The 25,386-nt window shown below is 58.7% G+C and carries 27 protein-coding genes and 1 tRNA gene; 6 read left to right on the top strand and 22 right to left on the bottom strand.

The window, feature by feature from the left end:
* Positions 1-115 precede the first annotated feature (115 nt).
* Entirely contained in the window at positions 116-1,198 is a 1,083-nt protein-coding gene (locus FY152_04185; protein UXS31333.1) for a hypothetical protein, read from the top strand.
* Positions 1,199-1,806: 608 nt separating this feature from the next.
* The gene (locus FY152_04180) at positions 1,807-2,142 is read left to right on the top strand and encodes a hypothetical protein (protein ID UXS31332.1); all 336 of its coding nucleotides are present in this window, start codon (positions 1,807-1,809) and stop codon (positions 2,140-2,142) included.
* Between the two features lie 88 nt (positions 2,143-2,230).
* On the opposite strand, the gene FY152_04175 is transcribed toward FY152_04180, so the two are convergent.
* The 10 genes from FY152_04175 to FY152_04130 form a co-directional block, all read right to left on the bottom strand.
* Entirely contained in the window at positions 2,231-2,524 is a 294-nt protein-coding gene (locus FY152_04175; protein UXS31331.1) for a hypothetical protein, read from the bottom strand.
* Positions 2,525-2,718: 194 nt separating this feature from the next.
* The gene (locus FY152_04170) at positions 2,719-3,261 is read right to left on the bottom strand and encodes a hypothetical protein (GenBank protein UXS31330.1); all 543 of its coding nucleotides are present in this window, start codon (positions 3,259-3,261) and stop codon (positions 2,719-2,721) included.
* A gap of 348 nt (positions 3,262-3,609) precedes the next feature.
* Positions 3,610-3,695 (bottom strand) — tRNA-Leu (locus tag FY152_04165).
* Positions 3,696-3,835: 140 nt separating this feature from the next.
* Positions 3,836-4,552, bottom strand: a complete 717-nt coding sequence (locus FY152_04160) for a nuclease (GenBank protein ID UXS31329.1) — start codon at positions 4,550-4,552, stop codon at positions 3,836-3,838.
* A gap of 187 nt (positions 4,553-4,739) precedes the next feature.
* Complete coding sequence (locus FY152_04155) at positions 4,740-5,273, bottom strand: MerR family transcriptional regulator (protein ID UXS31328.1); 534 nt, start codon at positions 5,271-5,273, stop codon at positions 4,740-4,742.
* Positions 5,274-5,545: 272 nt separating this feature from the next.
* Positions 5,546-5,884, bottom strand: a complete 339-nt coding sequence (locus FY152_04150; GenBank protein UXS31327.1) for an integration host factor subunit alpha — start codon at positions 5,882-5,884, stop codon at positions 5,546-5,548.
* Positions 5,885-6,127: 243 nt separating this feature from the next.
* Positions 6,128-7,099 (bottom strand): ketoacyl-ACP synthase III, encoded by a 972-nt coding sequence (locus tag FY152_04145; GenBank protein UXS31326.1) that lies wholly within the window; start codon positions 7,097-7,099, stop codon positions 6,128-6,130.
* Between the two features lie 4 nt (positions 7,100-7,103).
* Positions 7,104-8,165 carry a phosphate acyltransferase PlsX gene (plsX, locus tag FY152_04140; GenBank protein ID UXS31325.1) on the bottom strand — a complete coding sequence of 354 codons (1,062 nt, stop codon included), beginning with the start codon at positions 8,163-8,165 and terminating at the stop codon, positions 7,104-7,106.
* A 100-nt stretch (positions 8,166-8,265) separates the two neighbouring features.
* Positions 8,266-8,829: a DUF177 domain-containing protein gene (locus FY152_04135; GenBank protein ID UXS31324.1), complete on the bottom strand. Its 564-nt coding sequence runs from the start codon at positions 8,827-8,829 to the stop codon at positions 8,266-8,268.
* 8 nt (positions 8,830-8,837) lie between these two features.
* Positions 8,838-9,377: a ubiquinol-cytochrome C chaperone gene (locus FY152_04130; GenBank protein ID UXS31323.1), complete on the bottom strand. Its 540-nt coding sequence runs from the start codon at positions 9,375-9,377 to the stop codon at positions 8,838-8,840.
* Between the two features lie 270 nt (positions 9,378-9,647).
* Between FY152_04130 and FY152_04125 the strand changes: the two genes are divergently transcribed.
* Positions 9,648-10,178 (top strand): outer membrane protein assembly factor BamE, encoded by a 531-nt coding sequence (locus tag FY152_04125; GenBank protein UXS31322.1) that lies wholly within the window; start codon positions 9,648-9,650, stop codon positions 10,176-10,178.
* Between the two features lie 75 nt (positions 10,179-10,253).
* Here FY152_04125 and FY152_04120 read toward each other — a convergent pair whose 3' ends face one another.
* From FY152_04120 to FY152_04065, 12 genes are all read right to left on the bottom strand, one after another.
* On the bottom strand, positions 10,254-12,392 hold the full coding sequence (locus FY152_04120; GenBank protein UXS31321.1) for a sodium-translocating pyrophosphatase: 2,139 nt from the start codon (positions 12,390-12,392) through the stop codon (positions 10,254-10,256).
* 220 nt (positions 12,393-12,612) lie between these two features.
* A complete protein-coding gene (locus tag FY152_04115; GenBank protein ID UXS31320.1) occupies positions 12,613-13,836 on the bottom strand; it encodes an MFS transporter in 1,224 nt (407 codons plus the stop codon).
* Between the two features lie 21 nt (positions 13,837-13,857).
* A complete protein-coding gene (nusB, locus tag FY152_04110; GenBank protein ID UXS31319.1) occupies positions 13,858-14,355 on the bottom strand; it encodes a transcription antitermination factor NusB in 498 nt (165 codons plus the stop codon).
* Between the two features lie 4 nt (positions 14,356-14,359).
* Positions 14,360-14,839: a 6,7-dimethyl-8-ribityllumazine synthase gene (locus FY152_04105; protein ID UXS31318.1), complete on the bottom strand. Its 480-nt coding sequence runs from the start codon at positions 14,837-14,839 to the stop codon at positions 14,360-14,362.
* 131 nt (positions 14,840-14,970) lie between these two features.
* Entirely contained in the window at positions 14,971-15,603 is a 633-nt protein-coding gene (locus tag FY152_04100) for a LysE family translocator (protein UXS31317.1), read from the bottom strand.
* Between the two features lie 294 nt (positions 15,604-15,897).
* A complete protein-coding gene (locus FY152_04095; GenBank protein ID UXS31316.1) occupies positions 15,898-16,509 on the bottom strand; it encodes a riboflavin synthase in 612 nt (203 codons plus the stop codon).
* On the bottom strand, positions 16,509-17,753 hold the full coding sequence (gene ribD / locus FY152_04090) for a bifunctional diaminohydroxyphosphoribosylaminopyrimidine deaminase/5-amino-6-(5-phosphoribosylamino)uracil reductase RibD (GenBank protein UXS31315.1): 1,245 nt from the start codon (positions 17,751-17,753) through the stop codon (positions 16,509-16,511). Before ribD ends, FY152_04095 begins: the two co-directional genes overlap by 1 nt.
* Positions 17,754-17,755: 2 nt before the next feature.
* Entirely contained in the window at positions 17,756-18,235 is a 480-nt protein-coding gene (gene nrdR, locus FY152_04085) for a transcriptional repressor NrdR (protein ID UXS31314.1), read from the bottom strand.
* Positions 18,236-18,247: 12 nt separating this feature from the next.
* Positions 18,248-19,537, bottom strand: a complete 1,290-nt coding sequence (locus tag FY152_04080; protein ID UXS31313.1) for a serine hydroxymethyltransferase — start codon at positions 19,535-19,537, stop codon at positions 18,248-18,250.
* Between the two features lie 205 nt (positions 19,538-19,742).
* The gene (locus FY152_04075; GenBank protein ID UXS31312.1) at positions 19,743-21,074 is read right to left on the bottom strand and encodes a murein L,D-transpeptidase; all 1,332 of its coding nucleotides are present in this window, start codon (positions 21,072-21,074) and stop codon (positions 19,743-19,745) included.
* Between the two features lie 374 nt (positions 21,075-21,448).
* Positions 21,449-21,961, bottom strand: coding sequence for a winged helix-turn-helix transcriptional regulator (locus FY152_04070; GenBank protein ID UXS31311.1), 513 nt, complete (start codon positions 21,959-21,961; stop codon positions 21,449-21,451).
* A 231-nt stretch (positions 21,962-22,192) separates the two neighbouring features.
* Positions 22,193-22,630, bottom strand: a complete 438-nt coding sequence (locus FY152_04065; protein UXS31310.1) for a hypothetical protein — start codon at positions 22,628-22,630, stop codon at positions 22,193-22,195.
* 173 nt (positions 22,631-22,803) lie between these two features.
* On the opposite strand from FY152_04065, the gene hemB reads away from it, so the two are divergent.
* From hemB to FY152_04050, 3 genes are all read left to right on the top strand, one after another.
* The gene (hemB, locus tag FY152_04060) at positions 22,804-23,817 is read left to right on the top strand and encodes a porphobilinogen synthase (protein ID UXS31309.1); all 1,014 of its coding nucleotides are present in this window, start codon (positions 22,804-22,806) and stop codon (positions 23,815-23,817) included.
* A gap of 98 nt (positions 23,818-23,915) precedes the next feature.
* Positions 23,916-24,374 (top strand): RDD family protein, encoded by a 459-nt coding sequence (locus tag FY152_04055; GenBank protein ID UXS31308.1) that lies wholly within the window; start codon positions 23,916-23,918, stop codon positions 24,372-24,374.
* A gap of 178 nt (positions 24,375-24,552) precedes the next feature.
* The gene (locus FY152_04050; GenBank protein ID UXS31307.1) at positions 24,553-25,311 is read left to right on the top strand and encodes an arginyltransferase; all 759 of its coding nucleotides are present in this window, start codon (positions 24,553-24,555) and stop codon (positions 25,309-25,311) included.
* The last annotated feature ends 75 nt before the right edge of the window (positions 25,312-25,386 follow it).

Raw genomic sequence — 25,386 nt, 5'->3', positions numbered from 1 at the left:
GCTACGCGGAGGATTTATCGTCCTTTCGGAGGGGATACCCTATGAACTCTATCATCTATCTCGTCGGGCTTGTCGTAATCGTCTTGTTCATTCTTTCACTGCTGGGGTTACGCTAATGGTCGATTCAATCGTTACTGAAACCAATCGCAGCTACGTCGACTGGCCTGCCATTTTCGCCGGGGCGGTCATTGCATCTGGGGCCATGGCGGTACTCACCACCTTTGCCGGCGGATTGGGCCTGAGTTCGATCTCGGTGGATGATGGCGGCGAGGTCAGTTCGATCTGGCTGATCATAACCGGCCTGTTTGTTATTATTTCCATGGTCGGTTCTTACATGCTTGGCGGCTACATCACCGGCCGGATGCGTCGTCCAGCCGGTCAGGCTGATCGAAACGAACAGACTGTTCGTGACGGTCTCAATGGCCTGGTGGTCTGGGGGATAGGCACGGTCGTCTCCGCGTTCCTTGCTCTCGGCGTGTTGTCCGGCGGGGCGAAAGCCGTGGGAAGTGTGGCGCAAACCGCAGTTGAAGCAACCGGATCGGCGGTTGGCGGAGTGGTGCAAGGCGCCGGTCAGGTCGCAGGCGGGTTGATTTCGGGAGCTGGCAGTGCGGCAGGCGGCATGGCGCAAGGTGCCGGTCAGGCTGCAGCGCCCAGCATCGAGCAAATGCTTCCGCAGGGCATGAGGGCAAATCCCATCGACTACTTCACCGACACATTGTTGCGGACGGATGCGCAGGCGACCCAGCCGCAGGGTGATCAGACCGCTGGCGATTATCAGCGGCAGATTAGCGGCATTCTCGGCAATCTGCTCACGACCGGTGAGATTTCTGATGCAGACAGAACCTGGCTCACAAATCAGATCGTGGCTCGTACCGGCATCAGCCAGACCGATGCGCAGGCAAGGGTAAACGAGACGGTTGAACGTGTTCAGGCCGTGCGAACCGAAGCGCAGAAGAAGGTCGATGAAGCTCAAAAGCAGATTGATGACATGAAGGCCCAGGCTCAGAAGGCACTGGACGACGCCAAGACAAAGGCGGCTGATGCGGCTGAGAAAGCGCGCGTTGCAGGCATCCTCACGGCATTCCTGCTGGCAGCTTCAGCCATTGTGGCATCTGCCGCGGCCTATATCGGTGCCGTTCATGGCGGCCGACATCGGGATGAAGGGCGGATCTGGGGCGGCCTCGCATACCGGAAATAGCGCTTCCACGTGATGACGAGGAGCCTCAAGTCTTTTGTGCGAGAGGCTCCTCAATTTGACCGTTCATTTGTTTTTCTTCAGGCAATCGGTAAGTCGCGTTTTGCGCGGGTGAAGGCAAACTATTTTTCACATGGTTCAGGCGACCACCTGTCAAGCGTCCCAAGACCACGTGCCGGCTTTTTTTGCGTCAGTCTATGGGGCTGAAAATACCGGCTCCCGCTTTTTTTGACTCAGTATGCAGGATTGTAAAATGTCGCTTCCGGCTTTTTTCCAGTCAGTCTAGAACCTGAAGAAACCTGAAGTCGCAAGCATTCCGGACACGGGCCGAGTTTTCACCGAGATTGGGGGAAATGACATAGAAGGCATAACGGAAGCCCACTTCCGTTTCGTGCTGCCAAGCTGTCAAATGTAGACATCGAACCCCATTGGGGCTGCATCGGAAAGCCCACAAAAATCATCATGCGTTATGAGAGCGCAGCGACCACGGATGAATTGGCGCAACAGGATTGGTCGGCCTTCAGGGATGCGGCCTTTTCTTTTCCGGCTACGCCACCTTGATAAATCCTGTTATGTCCTATCCAGACAGTTTGGCTTGGGGGCTAGGGCAGATGAAAGATAAACTACGGAGCGCCGTGAAGGCGTCAAAGGTCACAGCGGCGAAGGTTACTGATTTAGCGATCAAGGCTAACCGGGCGTTGCCTAAGACTAGAGCCAACGAAATTAGAATCACCACCGCCGGAGGTATAATTGGCGCCGTGGGAGGCGCTACCCTGATCGGCGGCATGGGACTAGCTGCTCTAGGGACAGCGGTTCCAGTAGCCGGAGCACTGGCTGTCGGCGCCGTTGGCGTTGCTGCAGGCAACAAAATCGGCTCTGAGATCGATCGATGGAAGCTCTCACGACAGAATAGCTCAGATGAAAAGGCCGATCCGGCGGACGATTAATCTGCTACATTGAGTCGACCACTTTCCAAGCTTAAACGCTAGATCGGATGAAACGGGCGAGAACGGCAACGAGGCGTATGAATCAGCTTTAACATATTGCAGTTAAGAGCAAAGATAAGCCTTGGAGGAAAGCGGCGGCGGCTGCCGCTGTTGCTCCATACGCGCTGAGTACGCCTTGCCGGTGAAGACCGCTCATCAAACGATCAAGGTCATCTTCGGTGTCATCGTCGCCGGTCACGCGGCCCAAATCGACATAGGCGATGTGTTTCGGAATTTTCACCCGAGAAGATGCGTACCAGAGGACGGCAGCAACAAATGCCAATAATCCAGATGCTAGTTGCAACGATTGGGTAATCAACAGTTTCTCACGCGCCTTTGCCATTGAGGGAGTTGGTCGTCCATTTCAGCACGACGCTCTTCACTGACTGCCTCCAATTACGACCCATCAGAAATTGGATAACGTAAACGACCACCACTACAAGTAGCGGATAAGGTATTGCCCGCGAAACATCCAAAAAAAATTGAAGTCGTAAGTCGATCGCTACGGCCTGCGCCGCGAAACTCGGTGTCATCCGTTCAAAAAATGGAATCAACCAAAACTGCTATGGTGCTTAGGAATACTGGCAAAATAGTCGTGAACAACACAACAGCGATAAAGAAGTCTCGCTTCGTGATGTGGTCACTGAAGACTATTTTTGTGGCAAGTAGCGCCATTGTAGGATACGCCCAAACACCAAATTGCCTTCCATGAGACCCCCATAGAAGCACCTGAAATGTGTCTCCCATTGAGGCCAGAAAATCAAACGCTTCCGACAAGAAATATCTGAACAAGGTAGCTAGTACACCAATTCCAAAACCTGCGATGTAGGTGCCTGCGCGTTTGTCGCGTGAAATTTCTGCCAAAGGTGTTGGTTGCGGAGGGGGACCAGCAATCGCCGCACCACTTGTGGTCGTGCTCATCTCCATCAGTTTTGCTCTAATCTCAAGGTGTTGTTTCTTAAGTTCGAGATACTGTTTGAAAATGTAGATGGCCAATGCAGCAACAATAAAAGCAGAACCAAATGGTAGATCCATCGCGTTCAGTTGCTGAGCAACTTCCAATATCGAGTTTTGATCCATCCCCATCCCCAAGGCTACCCATACCGTATATTCTCGCTCGGCATGGGTAAGAGGGCAAGTCACTTCGTTTGCTTTATCCTTCCCGGCTTATGACAAAACTCCTCGTGATCAATTTTCCAGCGATGGATGGTGCGGACGTATAAACCGAAGAAGTCAGCAATTTCTGCCAGTTTGCGGAAGGCAAAGTGCGGCGCTTTTTCCTCCCTATACAGAGGGAGGTCGGAAAGACTTCGCATCACGGGATTGTGAACGTTCGCTTACCGACGCGCAAAAGGTGGACGGAAAGGTGGACTTGAAACCATCGAAATACGCCAAATAGTTGATATATATATATATTTCATAAACAGTTGGTGCGGACGGCGGGACTTGAACCCGCAAGACCAATGGTCGGCAGATTTTAAGTCTGCTGCGTCTACCGATTTCGCCACGTCCGCAATGCCGCGCCGCTTGCCGATCCGGCTCTGGCGCTGCAAAACTGTTTCGTCATTGTTCGGGCCTTGGACAAACAGCGTCCAGCCCCAAGCCTCCACAGTGCCTCATCTACACAGGAGGGACCGTTTCGGTCAACGGGGCCTTAGCCACACCAGGACTGATTTTTTGCCGAGGCCGGATGTGCCAGACCTTCCCGCACGAGTTGATCGGCAAAGGACACGCCCGAACGCGAAAGCCGTTTACGTTCCATGGTTTGCTCGCCCGCGGCCCCGGAAGAGGCCACATCGAAGGCGCCGGCATTCAGCATATCCCGAAGCCTGACCTTCGCAACGAAACCGCGCTGGCGCTCTTCCATGCATCGCGCCCGGTCGATCTGCGGAACCTCGATACCGGCAAGCTGCATTTTCACGCCCTTCATCCAGAAGGTGTTGCCATCAGCCACGCAGTTGTTAAGCCCCGAGCGGCCGCAAAAGGCAAAGGCGCCGGTTTTTTCTCCAAGCGAGATTTTTTCGACCGATGGACGTGTTTCCGGCAGGATAGCAGCGACCTGCGCCGGCGGCATGGCGATTGAGCGTGGCGGCACCGGCCCGCTGCCCGGCAAGACCGGCGATGCTGGCCGAATGGCCGCCACCCTCTCCGGCGCGGCGGCCTCGCGTTTCGCGGCAACGGCAACCTTGGGTGAATTTGTCGTCGTCTGCGTGGACCTCGCGGCAAGGCGCTGTGGCAGAAGGCTGTCGCGATGTTCATAAGCCTGAATGCCGCCGGCAACCACGCCCAGCATCAGCACCCAGGGCCACACGCTGCCGCCGCCCGATTTCTTCGCCGTGCGGCGCCGTGCTGTCGATTTTCGGTTGCTCACGATCGGACTCCTTTTTACGGAGCCGCATTATCGGCCAAAGGAGTTTCCGAAAGGTTGGCATTTTAGAGAGTTTGCGTTTTCCCCAAATCGCGAAAACGATCTAACGCCTTGTTTTTGCGTATTCCCGGGCGAAAATCCGCGGTCCACCTTTTTGGTGGAAGTGCCTCAAGAGAGCTGTGGAAAACCGTCAGCGAACCTGATCGAGCAGCCGCTTGCATTCGAGGAGGTCGAACAGGGCTTCCTGCAAAAGCGCCTGATCATCCTTGCCGATACCTGACTTGCCGACCGATATTTCGGCATCGCCGCCGCCACCGCCGAAGCCGAAAAAACGGCCGCTCGGCTTCGCCTTCGGACGGCCGACGACCTCGTCCCCATCGGTATCGATGACGCGCGGTTCGGCGACTTCCTTTTCACCGCTCGCCGCCATGATGGCTTCCATGGTGGCGAGATCGCCGGAGGCGATGGCCGCCACGAAGCGGTTGCCATTGGCTTTCAGCAGCTTCTGGACACCCTTGATGGTGTAGCCATGGTCATAAAGAAGGTGACGAATGCCCTTCAGGAGATCGATATCATCAGGGCGGTAATAACGGCGGCCCCCGCCCCGTTTCATCGGCTTGATCTGCGGAAAGCGTGTTTCCCAGAAGCGCAGCACGTGCTGCGGCAGGTTCAGCTCATCCGCCACTTCACTGATCGTCCGAAACGCGTCGGGGCTTTTGTCCAAATTTCCACTCCCATCCGGACCCGGAGCGCCTTGCATAAAGCCGGGCACTGAACAAGAACGCTTCTCAACCGCCGATCCGTGCATCACAAATCGCGAAGACCTCAAGCGATCCCCGCATCGATGCCCGAAGCGGCAAGATGCCATTTAGTAAAATTGATTATGATGCGAGTCGACCGGATTTCAACGGCTTGCACGGTGAAATTCAAGTATGTTCACAGGAAGAATGGCGAAAAGGCCTGCCAGGGGGCAAAAAAGGCTTTGGGACAGCCGGCTCAGGAGCCAGCCTTCTGGCCCTTCTGTTTTGCCTTGCGGGCCGTATGCGCCTTGAGGATTCGCTGTTTCAGCACGTTCGATGCCTTGAAGGTCATGACGCGGCGCGGTGAAATCGGAACTTCCTCACCCGTTTTCGGGTTGCGGCCGATGCGCTCGTTCTTTTCCCTGATTTGGAATGTCGCGAAGGACGACAGCTTGACGACCTCGCCACGGGTGATCGCGTTGCAAATTTCGTCGATGATCGTTTCGACCAGTTCGGCGGATTCGGTGCGGGACAGCCCGACTTTACGAAACACAGATTCTGCAAGATCTGCGCGTGTCACTGTCTTCCCGGCCATTTTTCCCCACAAACCGTGTCTGAATTTTTCTCTAGGAGCCGCCGAGATTATTTCCCTTGTGGCGACCGGTCAAGCGATTGTTCCAGATTCATTTGAGGCTTTCGGCAATCAGTGCAAGGGCTTAGAGCGACTGATACGGTTTTGACACAGGCTCGGGCCGCTCCAGCGCATCTGATCGGGGCATGAGCGCGAAAATTACAACCGATTTCGCGCCATCACCCCGGCAAACGCGCAAATTGCGCCTTACCAACGCAGCAGCACTGCGCCCCAGGTAAAGCCGCCGCCCATGGCTTCCAGCATGACCAGATCGCCCTTCTTGATGCGTCCGTCACCGGCTGCAACGGCCAGCGCCAGCGGAATGGACGCCGCCGAGGTATTGCCGTGCTGATCGACGGTGATGACGACCTTTTCCGGGTCGATGTTGAGCTTCTTCGCGGAACCGTCGATGATGCGCTTGTTCGCCTGATGCGGAACGAGCCAGTCGAGATCGTCGGACGTCGTGCCCGTCGCCTCGAAGGCCTGCTCGATGACGTCGGTGATCATGCCGACGGCGTGTTTGAATACTTCCCGGCCTTCCATGCGCAGATGACCGACCGTACCTGTCGTGGAAGGTCCGCCGTCAACATAGAGCTTTTCCTTGTGCGAACCATCGGAGCGCAGCTGCGCGGTGAGAATACCGCGATCGTCAGAGGTGCCCTCGCCTTCACCGGCTTCAAGCACAAGCGCGCCGGCGCCGTCACCGAACAGAACGCAGGTGGTGCGGTCCTTCCAGTCGAGAATGCGCGAGAATGTTTCCGAACCGATCACCAGAACACGCTTGGCCATGCCGCCGCGAATATAGAGATCGGCGGTCGATACGGCATAAACGAAGCCGGAGCAGACCGCCTGCATGTCGAAGGCGAAACCGTGGGTCATGCCGAGGCGGTTCTGGATGTTCACCGCCGTTGCCGGAAAGGTGTTGTCCGGGGTCGATGTGGCCAGAATAATGAGATCGATATCGTCAGGCGTCAGGCCGGCATTGTCGAGGGCGGCGCGGGCCGCCGCCTCGCCAAGCGACGCAGTCGTTTCACCTTCGCCGGCGATATAGCGCTGCCGGATGCCCGTGCGCTGAACGATCCACTCGTCGGAGGTCTCGACGACACCTTCGATTTCACTGTTGGTCATGACACGCTTCGGAAGCGCTGCCCCGAAACCACGGACTATAGAACGGATCATTCCCTTATTCCTCGTCAGCCACGAGAGCTTCGGGCGCCGGGGGCGGAAGCCGTCTTGCGTGGTAAATCTTCAGATCGTTTTCAATTTTCGCCGTCAGTCCGTTATGGACCATGTCGTAGCCGACATCGACGGCGGAAGCAAAACCGATGGCATCCGTGCCGCCATGGCTTTTGATGACAATGCCGTTCAGGCCGAGAAACACGCCGCCATTGACCTTGCGCGGGTCCATTTTTTCCCTGAGCACATCAAAGGCGCTTTTCGCCAGGATATAACCGATCTTGGCAAAGAAGCTGCGGGAGATCGCCTCACGCAGAAGTGTGGTGATCTGGCGCGCGGTGCCTTCGGCGGCTTTCAGCGCGATGTTGCCGGTGAAACCTTCGGTCACCACCACATCCACCGTACCCTTGCCGATATCGTCGCCCTCGACAAAACCGCGATAGTCGATGGTGCCGAGATCGGCCTCGCGAATGAGACGTCCTGCCTCACGCACCTCTTCCTGACCCTTGACCTCCTCGACGCCGACATTGAGCAGGCCGACAGTGGGACGGTCGATATCGAACAGCGCGCGCGCCATGGCGCCACCCATCAGGGCGAAATCGAGCAATTGCTGGGAATCGGCGCCAATCGTCGCGCCGACATCGAGAACGATGCTTTCACCTTTCAGGGTCGGCCAGATGCCGGCGATTGCCGGGCGTTCCACCCGCGCCATGGTGCGCAAACAGAATTTGGCCATGGCCATCAGCGCGCCGGTATTGCCGGCGGAAACGACGACGTCGGCTTCACCCAGCTTCACGGCCTCGATGGCGCGCCACATGCTGGAGACGTAACGGCCGCGACGAAGCGCCTGGCTCGGCTTTTCATCCATGCCGACCGAGACTTCACAATCGTGAAAGACCGACTTTTCCCGAAGGGCGGGATATTGTGCCAGAATGGGGTCGCATTTGCTCTTCTGCCCGTAGAGCAGAAAAGTTACATCATTATGCCGTTCAAGCGCCTTGGCAGCACCGGGTATGGCAACATCAGGGCCGAAATCGCCACCCATGACGTCAATCGCTATTCTGATCACTCGTCCCTTATCCTTCTTGCCGCCACTCAAGCGGATTTCGCGCGAAAATACCTTTTCCGGCTCCTGATACAATATATTTATTTCAGCCTGTCGGGGCCATTCAGTCTTTTTTCCAGTCTTTCAGCACGGCAAAGGGCGACGGACGCTTCTCTGCTTCGGGCTCCTTGTCGGCCGTATCGGCGAATTCGGCATCCGATTTGCGTGGATAGGGATCGATCGCAAGGGCCGCGAATTCCGCCACCACGGCGCCCACATCGATGCTGTCGCCGGTGAACTGGTCGGGAATATCGGGACCATCGGGGTCGAGCACGATCTCGCCCTCCTCATTGGTGACCATGCGCGCGAGCTTCGACCCTTCGGGAACGAAGATGTGCTCCACCGCCTCGTCGATCTTGCTCGTGACCGGCTCCAGCGTCACCACGCAGGACTGGGTCACGGCCGCATGCACTTCGCCCTTGATCTTGATGCCATCCTTCTTCCAGCGGGTAACCTGCAGCTCCGCCTTCAGATAGTCGACGGACACCACATCCCAGAATTTCGCCAGCGCCTTCAGCTCTTCGGCATTGGCTTCGAGACCAATCCTGACGGGATTGGCGGAAATATGGCCTACCTTTACGGGATAGGAAAAAGGCAGGTCGTCATTTGCGGCGTGTCGCGCGTTCATCGTAAACCTCATTGTCCAGGCAGGGGCAGCATCAGGCTTCCGGTCGCTATCGTTTCCTCGGAGCATGCGGAAAGGGCGGAAGACGTTTCCATCATCCAACCCGCCAGCCCCTCCAGCTGCGGCGCCTTATCGTCTGTCTGCGGATATATATTGCGCGCAAGCGCCGCGGCAAGGGCAACGGGGTCGGATGCATCCAGCGCCGCCGCGTAGGATTCCAGCCGCCCGTAAAACATGCCGGCAAATTTCTTCATCCGTTTCGGCACGCCCTGGTCGCCGATGCCAAGTTCACGGATGGAATGATCGATATCCTGAAAAAAGGCGTCGACGATCTCCTGAGCGATCTCCTGCCCGCTTACACCTGATGATTTGGTGCGGCGGAAATAGAGAATCATGATGATCGACAGCATTTCGAAACGGCCCATCACCGTGTCGGGAACACCCAGATCGAGATAAAATTCAGGCGTGCGGGCAGCAGCCGTCAAGGTCGCATATTGGCGGTCGACTATGGCGCGATTGTTGTTTTTCTTCCTGAACAGCCCGAATATCATTGTTTTTTTCCGAACGTGACCGGTGAATTCGCTTACCGCCCATCGCACTTGTTGCATGATTGTCAAAGCTGGTTTACCGAAGCATCCACGAATTGCAATGCTGTCGCGGTCACGTTCGTCTTTGCGCTGAAACAGTCGAAGAGAACCGGAGGAGTTCCAGAAGGCCGGGAAAGCATTGAATTTGGGGGGTGATCGGGATTTTCCGTCCCCGGATTGACACAATCATGTGCACAGACACTGTGCACCACGCAATGCCGGAAGGTGCCATTCATGATCGCAGTCGGGAAAACGCAGTTGAGCAAGCAGAAATCCGCAAGTCAGGGCAAAATTCTGAGCAAAACGGCCATCGCAATCGTCCTCGCGTCCGGCCTGCTTTCCGCCTGCACCAGCACGACCGATGTGTTCCACAATGGTTATGTCATGGACGACCAGGCGCTCCAGCTGATCCCCGAAGGTTCCAGCCGCGAGCAGGTTCTGCTGACCATGGGTACGCCCTCGACCACGGCGACCTTCGGCAACGAAGTTTTCTACTACATCTCGCAGAAGCGTGTGCGCCGCGCCGCCTTCATGAAGCCGACGCTGGTCGAGCAGAATATTCTCGCGATCTATTTCAACAAGGACGGCGTGATCGAACGCAAGGCCAATTACGCGCTGCAGGACGGCAAGGTCTTCGACACGATTTCCCGCACCACCCCGACAGGCGGCAAGGATCTGACGTTCCTGCAGCAGCTGCTCTCCGGCGGCACCTCGGGCGCCAATATCGCCAAGAGCATTCTCGGTCAGGGCAACAACACCCCCTGATCGGAAGAAGAAACGGAAAATTCAAAGGCCCGGGGATCGCTCCCCGGGCCTTTTTCATTTGTCGGACCTAAGCCCTCAGTGGGCAAGAACCGCAAGCAGCAGCAGCGCCACGATATTGGTGATCTTGATGGCCGGGTTGACGGCCGGACCGGCGGTGTCCTTGTAGGGGTCGCCGACCGTATCGCCCGTCACCGAGGCCTTGTGGGCATCGGAACCCTTGACGTGGCGCACGCCGTCCTTGTCGATGAAACCGTCCTCGAAGCTCTTCTTGGCATTATCCCACGCGCCGCCACCGGAGGTCATGGAAATCGCCACGAACAGGCCGTTGATGATGACGCCGAGCAGCGATGCGCCCAGTGCCGCGAAGGCCGACGCCTTGGAACCGGAAATCAGCAGGACGCCGAAATAAACGACGAGCGGCGCCAGAACCGGCAGGAGCGACGGAATGACCATTTCCTTGATCGCCGCCTTGGTCAGAAGATCGACCGCCTTGCCATAGTCCGGCTTTTCCGTTCCAGCCATGATGCCCGGCTTTTCCCGGAACTGGCGGCGGACTTCTTCGACGATCGAGCTTGCCGCCTTACCTACCGCCGTCATCGCAATGCCGCCGAACAGATACGGAATGAGGCCGCCGAACAGCAGGCCCGCCACGACGTAAGGATTGGCAAGGCTGAAGGAAATCTCGCCAATATCCTTGAAGTAGGGATAGGTATCGCCATTGGCGGCGAAATAGGACAGGTCGTTGGAATAGGCCGCAAACAGCACCAGCGCGCCGAGACCGGCAGAACCGATGGCGTAACCCTTTGTGACGGCCTTGGTGGTGTTGCCGACGGCATCCAGCGCGTCGGTCGCCTTGCGCACGTCAGGATCGAGACCGGCCATTTCAGCGATACCACCGGCATTATCCGTCACCGGGCCGAAGGCGTCGAGCGCCACGATCATGCCTGCCAGACCCAGCATGGCGGTGACCGCGATGCCGGTGCCGAACAGGCCGCCGAGCTGATAGGTGCCGATGATGCCGCCGACAATGACGATGGCCGGCAGCGCCGTCGATTCCAGCGAGACAGCAAGACCCTGGATGACATTGGTGCCGTGACCGGTGACCGACGCCTGCGCGATGGAATTGACCGGGCGCTTGTTGGTGCCGGTGTAATATTCGGTAATGACAACGATCAGCGCCGTCACGACAAGGCCGACAATGCCGCACAGGAAGAGGTTGGTGCCGGTGATCTCCATACCGGCCACCGTGCCGACCGTGCCCCAGCCCACCGTCGCATGGGTGGCAACCGCAAGACCGGCAACGGAGAAGATGCCGGTGGCGATCAGGCCCTTGTAGAGTGCGCCCATGATGGAATTGTTGGTGCCAAGCTTGACGAAGAAGGTGCCGGCAATCGACGTCAGGATGCAGGCGCCGCAAATCGCCAGCGGATAGACCATGGCGCTTTCCAGTATCGGCGTTCCGGCAAAAAAGATTGCCGCAAGAACCATGGTCGCGACGACAGAGACGGCATAGGTCTCGAAGAGGTCAGCGGCCATGCCGGCGCAATCGCCGACATTGTCGCCGACATTGTCGGCAATGGTTGCCGGGTTGCGCGGATCGTCTTCGGGAATTCCAGCTTCGACCTTGCCGACGAGATCGCCGCCGACATCGGCACCCTTGGTGAAGATGCCGCCGCCGAGGCGGGCGAAGATGGAAATCAGCGATGCGCCGAAGCCAAGCGACACCAGCGCATCGATCACCTCACGTGAACCGGCCGCATGGCCCATCACCGAGGTCAGGATGAAATAATAAATGGAGACGCCGAGCAGCGCGAGACCGGCCACCAGCATGCCGGTGATCGCGCCCGACTTGAAGGCGATGTCGAGACCGGCGGAAAGGCTGTGCGAGGCGGCCTGCGCGGTGCGCAGATTGGCGCGCACGGACACATGCATGCCGACGAAACCGGCGGCGCCCGAAAGCACCGCGCCGATGAGGAAACCAATGGCCGCCATGGCCGACAGCAGATACCAGGCGAGAACGGCGACGATCAGTCCGACGATGGCGATGGTGAGATATTGACGGGTGAGATAAGCCTGTGCGCCTTCACGGATATAACCTGCTATTTCACGCATACGCTCGTTGCCCTGATCGGCATCGAGAACACTCTTGGTCGCCCATACCGCGTAAACCACGGACAGGATACCGCATAAAATCACTATGGGTATTACGGTCATGCGCACTTACCTCCCAAAAAGCCGGGTCTCACTCCCTCCCCGGCGTGGCGAAACCTTGTGCAAGGACCGGATGATCGCAAGCGCTCCGGGTCCTGTCGTGGCCATTTGTTCCCCTCCCAAGGAAGAATGACCTGCGCGGCAAGATTGCGTTGGCGAAAGGCGTGGCGTCAAGCCCACAATTTTGCCTGAAACATGAAAGGGGTAGAGCGCTGACGCAATCTCAGGCGGCGTTTTTGCGCGGGGTCAGCAGCAGCGACAGCACGAGCAGCAGGCAAAGGCCGGCCACCGGCCAGATGACGAGGTTCATTACCGACCAGCCCCAGGCCGTGAACACCTTGCCGGAAGAGAAGGATGAAAGCGCCACCGTGCCGAAAAGCACGATATCGTGGAAACCCTGCACCTTATCCGCCTCATGCGGGCGGTAGCTGGAGGTGATGATGGCGGTCGCGCCGATAAAACCGAAATTCCAGCCGAGCCCAAGAAGAATGAGCGCCGCCCAGAAATTCCACAATTCGATGCCCATATGGGCGACGACGGCGCAGGCCATCAGCACAACGAGGCCGGTCGCGACGATTTTCTCCGCCCCGAATCGGGAGATCAGCATGCCGGTGAAGAAGCTCGGGCCGAACATGGCCAGAACATGCCACTGAATGCCGAGGGTCGCGAGTTCGGAGGGGAAACCGCAACCGACGACCATGGCGAGCGGTGCGCCGGTCATCATGAAGGTCATCAATGCGTAAGAACCGATGCCGCAGACCATGCCGGTGACGAAACGGTGCGTGCGGACGATCTCCGACAGGGGCCGTACCGCATGCGCATGAGTAGAGGCGACCTTTGGATCCGGTAATTTCAGGAATGCCAGAATCGCAATCGAGATGATGCCAAGCGGCACCAGCGCGATAAAGGCGCCGGCAAAGGTGACCGGCGCGAACACGTCCTTACCGAAAATGGCAAGCTGCGGGCCGACGATGGCCGAGATGATTCCACCCGCCAGGATCCAGGAAATGGCTTTCGGCTTGTAAAAAGATGGCGAGGCATCGGCGGCGGCGAAGCGTATTTTCTGCGTGAAACCGCCGGAAATACCGATCAGCAGCAGGCCGACGGCAAACAGCCAGAAATCCGCACGGAAAAGCGCTACGGCAGCAATGCCGCCGCCAATCGAGCACATCAGCGCGCCGACCATGAAGCCTGCCTTGCGGCCGAGAAAGCGGGATGCGGCTGCCACGCAGATGGCGCCGAGCGCAACGCCGATATTGAAGCCGGTGAGAGGTGCGGTCGCCAGCGACTTGTCCGCGCCGAGCAGCTGATAGCCGGCAAGTGCGCCAACCGAAAAGCTCAGGGGCGCAGCCGATCCCATGATCGCCTGCGCGATGGTGAGGAGGAAGACGTTGCGCTTCGCCTCGTCCAGTTGAACTTCTAGTCCGGGGACGGAAACGGCGCTCATCTCTTCCTCACCTGTTTTACTTCAGCGTTTTGCCTCGCCGCGCACCTGCTTGGCAATGCGGTCAAGCACCGCATTCACGAGCTTCGGCTCATCATGCTCGAAGAAAGCACGGGCGATCTCGACATATTCCGTGACGATGACGGCGACCGGCACGTCCTTGCGCTCCAGAATCTCGAAAGTGCCGGCACGCAGGATGGCGCGCACGGTGGCATCGAGGCGCGAAAGCGGCCAGTCTTCCAGAAGGGCCGAGCGGACCAGCGGATCGATCTTGGTCTGATCGCGGACAACGCCGGAAACGATGGAACGGAACCAGGACGGGTCAGCTTTCAGATAGGTGTCGCCATCGACTTCCTGGCCAAGACGGTGCGCCTCATATTCGGCCACCACTTCCATAACGCCGGTTCCGCCGACATCCATCTGGTAAAGCGCCTGCACGGCCGCAAGGCGGGCCGCGCCGCGCTGGTTGGCTGGCTTTACCGAAGGCTGGCGCGGTTCACCGCCATTTTCAACATTCGACATGCGTTCAGCCACCCAGTTTTTTCTTCAGCTCGATCATCGTCAGCGCCGCACGCGCCGCGAAACCGCCCTTGTCCTTGTCGGAACGACGCACGCGTGCCCATGCCTGCTCGTCATTCTCAACGGTGAGGATGCCGTTGCCGATCGGCAGCGATTCGCTGACGGCAAGATCCATCAGCGCGCGGGAGGATTCGTTGGAAACGATGTCGAAGTGATAGGTCTCGCCACGGATTACCATGCCGAGTGCGACGAAACCGTCATATTCCGTGCCGTCATTGTCAGCACCGTCAAGCGCCATGGCGATGGCGGCAGGGATTTCCAGCGCGCCCGGAACGGTAATAACGTCATAGGTGGCGCCGGCCTCATCGAGCGCGAATTTCGCGCCTTCAAGAAGGGCATCCGCCATATCGTCGTAAAAACGTGCTTCCACGATAAGAAGATGGGGTTTGGACATGATATTTTCCTGAAAAGCTTGATGCCGGATCATACCGGCTTTTGCGGCGGTCAAACCACGGCTGGCCATTTTTGGCAAGTAATTTCATGTGTCAGCGGCGTAAGAGGCCACGTTTGCGGGGCATTTGGCCGGGTTTCACGCCTTCCGGCGAGGCTTCGCGACAATCAGGTTTTCTGGAAGGCGAGATGGACGCCAAGCCCCATCAGCACCGTCCCGGCCGCGCGCCGGGCAAGCACCTGCACCGCCCCGGAACGCTTCAGACGCCCGACCATGGCACCCGCGAGAAGCACGCCGACAAGATCGGCCGAGGAAAAAATGAAATTGACGGCGATGCCGAGGATCAGCAATTGCAGCCAGACCGGAAAGGCCGCCGCAGGGTCCACGAATTGCGGCAGGAAGGCCAGAAAGAACAGCGCGGTCTTCGGATTGAGCACATCGACGATGATGCTGTCGATGAAGGCGCGGCGCGCCGATTTCGGCTCGATGGCCAGATTGACCGCCTCGCCCTCAAGCTTGCTGCGCAGCATCGAGAAGCCGAGCCAGATGAGATACAGCGCACCGCACAGCTTTACCGCCAGATAAAGCCATGGAACGGCCTGAAACAGCACCGAAAGCCCTGCCGCAGAGGCAAAAATGTGGAAATAGCAGCCGACATGGATACCAAGCACCGCCATCAGCCCGGCAAACCGGCCGCGCGCCATGGTCTGCGCCGCCGCATAAAGCATGGCCGGACCGGGGATATAGGCGAACAAGGCGGTGGTCATGAAAAAGGCTGTCAGCAGTTCGAAGGACGGCATGATGTATTTCCCTACCCGTTTGGCTTGCGGTCGATATCAAACGGCTAAAAGGTCTTATAGCGTTTCCGGCTTCATCGGAAGCGGGGTGCTTGAGAACAATTGCATATGCCGCGATTTCAGGTGTTGGCACTCCCCTTTCCGTCATTCCGGCCTTGAGCCGGAATCCAGTCGACGCGCGTCTGCGCGGCGGGAAAAATTCTTTCAGCCCAAAGACTTGGGCTGGCTGGATTCCGGCTCAAGGCCGGAATGACGGAGGAGGCGTCGGTGCGTCCTCCTCTCCAAAGCATCGTCACATTACGCTGAGGGAAATTCCGCAAGCCTTGCGGCATAACGCGCCATGGTATCGACTTCGAAATTGACGAAATCACCCGGTTGGCGTTCACCCCATGTGGTGACGGTCAGCGTATGGCGGATCAGCAGCACGTCGAAATCCGTACCTTCGACGGCGTTGACGGTCAGCGAAGTGCCGTCGAGCGCCACGGAACCCTTGGGCGCAACGAATTTCGCCAGATGCTCCGGTGCGCGCAGGCGAATGCGTACCGCCTCGCCTTCCGATTCCACCGAAAGGATTTCCGCTCTGCCATCGACATGGCCGGAAACGATGTGGCCGCCAAGCTCATCGCCGATCTTGAGCGCCCGCTCCAGATTGACGTGGGTGCCCTTTTGCCAGCCGGCAATCGTCGTCAGGCGCAGCGCCTCTTCCCAGGCCTCGACCTCGTACCAGCGCTCATTGCTGCCGTCTTCCGGCAATCTCGTCACCGTCAGGCAAATGCCGCCATGGGAGATCGATGCGCCCATATCGATGGTCTTGGGATCGTAATTGGTCGCCACCCGCAGACGCACGCCTTCCGCCAGGGCTTCCAGCTCGGACACGGTTCCAACGTCGGTGACAATTCCGGTAAACATCAAATCGGCCTTTCATAATCGAAGCAGCGATCCGGCCCATAGGCGGTTTCGCTGATCAGTGCATAGTCGCCCGTGATATCGGCACGGTTGAGCGGCGTTTCAATGCCACCTTCGCCGATCACGACCGGGCTTTCGAACAGCATGATACGGTCCACCAATTCTGCTTCAAGGAATGATTTTGCGGCAAAGGCGCCACCTTCGACCAGAAGTTCCGACATGCCGCTTTCGGCGAGAATGCGCAGGAGGTTTTCGAGGGTTGGGGCTTCGAGGATCTGGACGCCGGCCTCGGTGAGGAGTTGGCGCTTTGACTCGCGGCTACCCCCCTCTGCCCTGCCGGGCATCTCCCCCTCAAGGGGGGAGATCGGCAAGGGTCTAGCCGCTCGTGTAAATTGTGCCTCCGGCTCACCCTCTCCAGCTGCCGATGCAGGGCGAAGCGGCGCTCCATCGATCTCCCCCCTTGAGGGGGAGATGCCCGGCAGGGCAGAGGGAGGTATCGCCGCAACGATCACCGGCACCTCCCGCGCTGTCTTCACCAGCTTCGATGTCAGCGGCAATTCAAAATGCCGGGCCAGCACGATGCGAACCGGCGAGCGACCCTCGAGACCGGCTATTCGCACCGTCAATTCAGGATCGTCGGCAATCGCCGTGCCAATCCCCACAAGAATGCAATCACAACGCGCGCGCAATTCATGTACGGCATGGCGCGCCTCGGGACCGGTAATCGCCACCTGCCCCTCGCCTTTCCTGCCGATCATGCCATCGGCAGAAACGGCAAGCTTCAGAATCACATGCGGGCGTTTTTTCACCTGACGCGTGAGGTAACCGGCAAGCGCCCTCTTACCCTCATCCCGCAACAGGCCGGTTTCAACGACAATGCCGGCATCCCGTAAAATCGTATAGCCGCGGCCGGAAACGCGCTCATCCGGATCGTCTACCGCCACGACCACACGGGCGACGCCGAATTCCACCAGCGCATTGGCGCAGGGGGGCGTCTTGCCCCAGTGTGAGCAGGGTTCGAGCGTCACATAAGCTGTCGCGCCACGCGCCGCCTCGCCGGCGATTTCCAGCGCCTGCCGCTCGGCATGCGGGCGGCCACCGATGGCGGTGACCGCTTCGGCAATGATTTTTCCGTCTTTTACGAGAACGCAGCCCACCGATGGATTGGTCAGCGTCTGGCCCTGATGGCGAAGCGAAACCTCGATTGCCCGGGCCATGAATCTTTCGTCATCGGCACGGGTGGTCACGGCTAGACTCCGGCGTCCGTATCGCGGGCGATCTTGGCGTTGATTTCGGCAATCACGTTCTCGAAATCCTCGGCATGGCTGAAATCGCGATAGACCGATGCGTAACGCACGAAGGCCACGTCATCGAGGCTCTTCAGTGCTTCGAGAACCTGCAGGCCGATTTCTTCCGAGGGGATTTCCGTCTCGCCGGAGCTTTCCAGGCGGCGAACGATGCCGGAGACGGCGCGCTCGATCCGGTCGCGGTCGACCGGGCGCTTGCGCAGCGCGATCTCGAAGGATCGCACCAGCTTTTCCCGGTCGAAGGGCAGCTTGCGGCCGCTTTTCTTGATGACCATCAGCTCGCGCAGTTGCACGCGCTCATAGGTCGTGAAGCGGCCGCCGCAATCGGGGCAGATGCGCCGCCGGCGGATGGAGGTATTGTCCTCCGCCGGACGCGAGTCCTTGACCTGTGTGTCTTCGGAACCGCAAAATGGGCAGCGCATCGTCTTCCTCTCTTACATGTAGGGGTACATCGGGAAACGGTCCGTCAGGCCGACGACCTTTTCACGCACCGCAGCCTCGACGGCGGCGTTGCCCTCATCCGAATTGGCAACCTTCAGACCATCGAGAACCTCGACGATCAGCTTGCCGATTTCGCGGAATTCCGCTTCCTTGAAACCGCGCGTCGTGCCGGCCGGCGTGCCGAGGCGAACACCAGAGGTGACGAAAGGCTTTTCCGGATCGAAAGGAATGCCGTTCTTGTTGCAGGTGACGTAGGCGCGGCCAAGAGCTGCTTCCGCGCGCTTACCGGTGGCGTTCTTCTTGCGAAGATCGACCAGCATCAGGTGGTTGTCGGTGCCGCCGGAGACGACATCCAGACCGCCTTCGATCAGCGTTTCGGCCAGCGCCTTGGCGTTCTTGACGACCTGTGCGGCGTAGTCCTTGAATTCCGGCTGCAACGCTTCACCGAAGGCGACGGCCTTTGCGGCGATGACGTGCATCAGCGGGCCGCCCTGCAGGCCGGGGAATACAGCCGAATTGAACTTCTTGGCCAGATCCTCTTCGTTGGTGAGGATCATGCCGCCGCGCGGGCCGCGCAGAGACTTATGCGTCGTCGTGGTGGCGACATGGCAGTGCGGGAACGGCGACGGATGCTGGCCACCGGCAACGAGACCGGCGATGTGGGCCATGTCGACCATGAGGTAAGCACCGACTTCATCGGCGATTTCGCGGAAGCGCTTCCAGTCCCAGATACGGGAATAGGCGGTGCCGCCGGCGAGGATCAGCTTCGGCCGGGTTTCCTTGGCCTTGCGCTCCACTTCGTCCATGTCGAGCAGGTTGTCGCCTTCGCGCACGCCGTAGGAGACGACGTTGAACCACTTGCCGGACATGTTGACCGGCGAACCATGCGTCAGATGGCCTCCCGAGTTCAGGTCGAGACCCATGAAGGTATCGCCCGGCTGCAGGAGCGCGAGGAACACGGCCTGGTTCATCTGCGAACCGGAATTCGGCTGCACGTTGGCGAAGTTGACGCCGAACAGCTTCTTGGCGCGCTCGATGGCGAGTTCTTCAGCGATGTCGACGAACTGGCAGCCGCCGTAATAACGCTTGCCCGGATAACCTTCCGCATATTTGTTGGTCATGATCGAACCCTGCGCTTCGAGCACGGCGCGGGAAACGATGTTTTCCGAGGCGATCAATTCGATCTCGTGGCGCTGGCGACCCAGTTCCTTCTCGATCGCGCCGAAAATATCCGGATCGACTTCGGCAAGCGGACGGGAGAAGAAAGCATCTGTGTTCGACATGGTGAAGGCTCCTGAAACAGTAATGCGATGGCGTCTTAGCGCCCTGCCCGGACAAGAGCAATACGGGCTGCGAGATTTGCCCGTCAAACTGCGACGTTGCGACAAAAAACGACAGTTGTTTTTTCAAAAGCAGCAGTAAAAAGAGGAAAAGCCGCACCCGGCAGGGCGCGGCCTTTCATTTAGAGATAAAACCCAACGGCAGAGATCAATTGCGCGGCAACAGGTCGTCGTCCACAGCGCCGGCCGGCTGCTCCATGCCGCTCGTGGTGTTCAGCGCCAGTTCGGCGTTGCCATCCTTCTCATAGATGTCATCACGGAACTGCACCACGCCGTCCTTCGCCGACCATGCGGTGATGTAGACGAAATAAACGGGAACTTCCTGCGCCAGCTTGATCGGCGTGTTGACGCGGGTGGCGATGACGCGCTCCATTTCCTGACGCGACCAGCCGGGCGTGTCGCGCAGCAGCCAGCTTGTGAGGTCGCGCACGTTCTGCACGCGCACGCAGCCGGAGGATTCAAACCGCATCAGCTTGTTGAACAGGCCCTGCTGCGGCGTGTCGTGCATATATTCGTTGTTCGGATTGTGGAAGTTGATCTTCGTCGAGGACATGGCGTTGATCTTGCCGGGGTCTTGGCGGAACATCAGGTTCGGCGCCTTGGGCGCGAACCAGTCGACCGCGGTCGGCGAAACTTCCTGTCCCTTGCCGTCGATAAGGCGGATATTGTTCCGCTCCAGATATGTCGGGTCCTTCTGCATCAGCGGCACGATGTCCTTTTCGACGATCGAGCGCGGCGCTGTCCAGTAGGGGTTGAGGATGACCTCGTAGATCTTGGAGTTGATGACATGCGTCGGGCGGCTGGCGCGGCCGACAACGGCCGTGTTGCGCAGCACGACGCGCTCATTTTCAACGGCTTCGATGGCAGCGGCAGGAATGTTCACCATCAGGTGACGCTGGCCGAGATCGCCCGACATGGACTGGATGCGCACGAGGTTGGTCTGCAGCTGCGCCAGACGGATCTGCGCGGAAACATTGAGCGCCTTCGTGGTGTATTCGCCGCTGACGCCATCGGCCGGAAGACCGTGGCGAGCCTGGAAGCGCTTCAGCGCACCGTCGACATAGGAATCGAAAGCGCTGGAAATGCCGGCTTCGCGCGGCAGATCACCCGAAACCATCAGGCGCTGGCGGAGTGCCTGCACGGACGGGTCCGAAACGCCGATCTGAAGGCGTTGCTGGGTGGCGGGCACTTCCGGCCAGCCACCATTCTGCACGATCTGCTGATATTGCATGATCGCCTGCTGCATATAGACAGGCGCTTCGCGTCCGAGAACCGGATTGTTGGAAACAACGCCCACGGCGGAACGCGACGTATTGGCGTCGAACTGGTCATCCCAGTTGCCGCGGCGCGAAGAGCCCATGAGATCGTTGAGCGCGTTCTGCGCGAAGGCCGGCGCGGCAAGCGCGGCGGCACCAACGGACACGGCCGAGCGCAGAAGCGCGCGGCGCGATACGGAATCGGAAACGGATTTCTTTGTCATTCTACCTACCAGCCACTTTGTTCGGCATTCTCAACAATGCCTAAATCAATATGATTAACAAACACGTATAACGTGCCTGCCGGCTGGTGATACTCAACACCCATCCGCTGGGCGCTATTGTCTGGCAGAACAGTCGGGACTTGCCGCGACAGCAGGAGAAACAGCCGGCTCCTTCGCCCTTGCCGGTCCCATATCAATATGGCCGATTCGTGTCACGGCCCTATTCTCACGAAGCTTTGTTCGCCTGAAAAACAGGGCGAAGGCGCAATAAAGGCATGGGCTTGACAGGCAAAGGCGCGTGGCGGTGACGTGCGGAATCCGCAAGCCGGGAGCAAAAGGATGCCCCCGGCTTAAACAGTGAAACCGTCGCGGTATTACAGGCGGTAAGCGATCGAGTCGTTCCAGAAGCGATCGAGGCGCTGCAGCAGCTTGTTCATTTCGGAGAACTCGCCGGTGCCGATGCCGCCGACCTTTTCGATCGAGCCGACGTGGCGTTCATAAAGGCGGGCAACCGTTTCGGCGATTTCCTGGCCCTTTTCCGTCAGGCTGATGCGGACCGAGCGACGGTCGACACGCGAGCGCTGGTGGTTGATGAGACCGAGGTCGACCAGCTTCTTGACGTTGTAGGAGACGTTCGAGCCGAGGTAATAACCACGCGAACGAAGCTCGCCGGCCGTCAGTTCGGAATTGCCGATGTTGAACAGCAGCAGGGCCTGAACGGCGTTGACGTCATCGCGACCCTGACGGTCGAACTCATCCTTGATGACATCGAGGAGGCGGCGGTGGAGACGTTCCACCAGGTGCAGCGACTCCATGTAGAGCGAGCGGATGGTATCTTCATGTGCATCGGCAACAACGGCCTGCGGCTTAACTTTGCTATTGATCATGACTGCCTCACTGTTTTGTTTGGCGGTGTGTTTGTTTGTCTCCCGCCTTGAGTGAGAACCTAATCAATGCGCATAAAATTCTACTTAAAAGCTACGATTAACAAATGGTTACCTGCATTTTCCCCGGAGGGCCCAACTTGTGGCGAAGCGGGAATGCCTCAGGCCAATCCATTATAAATCAATAGCTTATCCTTGAAATACAGCCCAAAATCAGGCCGAATTGCTTTATTCTTATGGTAAATCAATTCTTGCGCGCTCTTCATTTTGGCGCTGATCCAGCCAGAAAGCGACCAGAAATAGTATATAAATGGTTGCCACCAGACCGTGCATGACGGGCACCAGCGTGTTGGCGCCGAAGATATGCGGCCACACCTTGTACATGGCGATCTGCGCGCCCGCGCCCATGACCCAGATGACCGCCCCCCAGGAGGCGCCGAGCCAGAGGCCGAGTGCGGCAACCGGGAAAATCACCGCCAGCGCACTGCCCGCCACCCGCCAGGGCAGGTTCAGCATGTCGAACCGGCCCTGCCCGCCCAGCGAATATCCTGTCAGCATCGCCCAATATTGCAGGCCAAACCAGAAACAGGAGACCGCGACCAGCCTCATGAAGACCAGAAAGAGGATTTCCGTAAGCGGACGCTTCGGCAGAGGTTGAGAATCAGGTTCCATGGCCGGAAGATACGGTCTCGACGAACGGGCGACCAGCCCATATTGAATTCCACGGCCTGCCTTGTCAAAACATCACGCCGGTGCGGGACGCCGATGAGGGAAGATTGTCGCATTCGCATGGGCCACGCTTCATGTTATGCAGCTTTCCAAATTTGATCGAAGGACATTCTTACATGCAGGACAAAACGCATCTGGTCGACGAGATCACCGGCCATCGTCGTATGCGGCGCAATCGCAAGGCGGATTGGACGCGCCGTCTGGTGCAGGAAAGCCGCCTCACCGTCGACGATCTCATCTGGCCGGTCTTCATCGTGCCGGGCAGCAATATTCTCGATCCCATTCCGGCGATGCCGGGCGTCAACCGGATGAGCGTTGACAAGCTGGTCGAAGCCGCGAAAGAGGCCGCCGATCTCGGCATTCCGGCAATCGCGACCTTCCCGAACATCGAAATGGAGCTGCGCGACGAGACCGGTTCCAACGCGCTCGAGGCGAATAATCTCATCAATCAGGCAACCATCGCCGTCAAGAAAGCCGTTCCCAATATCGGCATGATCACCGATGTTGCGCTCGACCCCTTCACCAGCCACGGCCATGACGGCATTCTGCGCGGCGACGAGATCGTCAATGACGAGACCGTGGAACAGGTCGTCAAGGCGGCGATCCTGCAGGCGGAAGCGGGATCGGACATTATTTCTCCATCGGAGATGATGGATGGCCGTATCGGCGCCATCCGTCGCGGTCTCGATGCCGCCGGACACCAGAATGTCGGCATCATGTCCTATGCGACGAAATTCGCTTCCGGTTATTACGGTCCCTATCGCGAGGCCATCTCCACGGCCGGCCTGCTGAAGGGCGACAAGAACAGCTATTACATCAGCCCCGCAAATGGCATGGAGGCGATCCGCGATGCCGCCCTCGACGTGGAGGAAGGTGCGGATATGCTGATGGTCAAGCCCGGCCTGCCCTATCTCGACATTTGCTGGCGGCTGAAGGAAAATTTCGGCCTGCCGACCTTCGCCTATCAGGTGTCCGGCGAATATACCCAGATCAAGGCAGCCGCGATGAACGGCTGGATCGATGGCGAGCGCGTGATGATGGAAACGCTTCTCTGTTTCAAGCGCGCGGGTTGCGATGGCGTTCTGACCTATTTCGCCATCGAGGCCGCACGCAAACTCGCAAAGGGCTGAAGCCCCGCACTTATTGTATTCGGTCGTTTTCTTCCCATATTGTCTGCTGACACGGCACTCATGCCGCGCTGTCATGCCTTCTCAGGAGAAAACGACCGATGAGCCTCGACCAGAACCCCACCTATGCCGCACCGGATGACTGGCGCGCCTATAGCGGCGTCCTGAGCCGGCGGGTCTTCGCGTTCCTGATCGATTATGCGATCGTTCTCCTGCTGTGCATTCCGGCCGCGGTCATCGTCTTCTTTCTTGGCGTGATTACCCTCGGCCTCGGCTTCTTCCTCTATCCGGCGCTGTTCGTCATCGTTGCGGTGCTTTATTTCGGCATGACGCTTGGCGGCCCCTCGCAGGCGACCCCCGGCATGCGGGCGATGGGGATCGCGATGGCGCGGATGGACGGGCGGCGAATCGATTTCCTGCTGTCGACCGTTCACATCGTGCTTTTCTGGGTCATTAACTCGGTTTTGACGCCGCTGATCCTGCTTGCAGGCCTGTTTACCGAGCGCTCACGCCTCGTTCACGACTTCCTGCTCGGCACCGTCATCGTCAGAACGCGCTGATATCGAGGAAAGCCACGCAAACGTGGCTTTCAAACCCCGCAAATGCCGCATCTCGCAGTTGACGTTTTCCGGCATTTTGCCATTCTGTGACATTATGCATGTCGCTTGAAGCGCCGCCGCCAACCCCGTGAAATCGCGGCGCGCTTTCATAACAGACGCAGGAGGCGATCACGGTTCGATGAACACGCAGGCGACGCCCTCTCCCCAATTCTATCTTACGGCACCGGCCACCTGCCCCTATCTGCCGAACCAGATGGAGCGGAAGGTCTTCACCCATCTGGTCGGCCCGCGCGCTTCGGAAATGAACGATCTTCTGACCCAGGGCGGTTTCAGGCGCTCGCAGAACATCGCCTATCGCCCGGCCTGCGAAAACTGCCGTGCCTGCGTCTCCGTGCGTATCCTGACCGAACAGTTCCAGCCGACGAAATCGATGCGGCGTGTTCTGGCCGCCAACAGGGATGTCGTCGCCACGGTTCATGCCGCCGAGCCTTCCACCGAACAATTCGCCCTGTTTCGCCGCTATCTCGACCACCGCCACCAGTCGGGCGGCATGTCCGACATGTCGGCGCTGGACTATGCGATCATGGTGGAAGACACGCATGTGAACACCCGCATCATCGAATATCGCGTGCGCGAACCCGGCTCCGGCATCGATTCCAGCAAGCGCGGCGAACTTCTGGCCGTGGCGCTCAGCGACGTGATGAGCGACGGCCTGTCGATGGTCTATTCCTTCTTCAATCCCGATCTCGAAAAACGCTCGCTCGGCACCTTCATGATCATCGATCACATCACCCGCACCCGCGCGCTTGGCCTGCCGCATGTCTATCTCGGCTACTGGGTCGATGGTTCGGAAAAGATGGGCTACAAGACCCGCTACCATCCGCAGGAGCATCTGACGCCGCGCGGGTGGGAGGTTTACCACCCTGAAGAAAAATGAACTGTCGTTAAAGCCTCAGCGAATGCCGAGTTCTTGTAAGTAAGGCAGGAAAGACGTCCCGGCTTTGCAACCGGG

Source organism: Agrobacterium tumefaciens, from assembly GCA_025560025.1.
GTDB lineage: Bacteria > Pseudomonadota > Alphaproteobacteria > Rhizobiales > Rhizobiaceae > Agrobacterium.
Note: the sequence above shows the minus strand (reverse complement) of the source record. Positions and strands in the feature narration are given on the sequence as shown.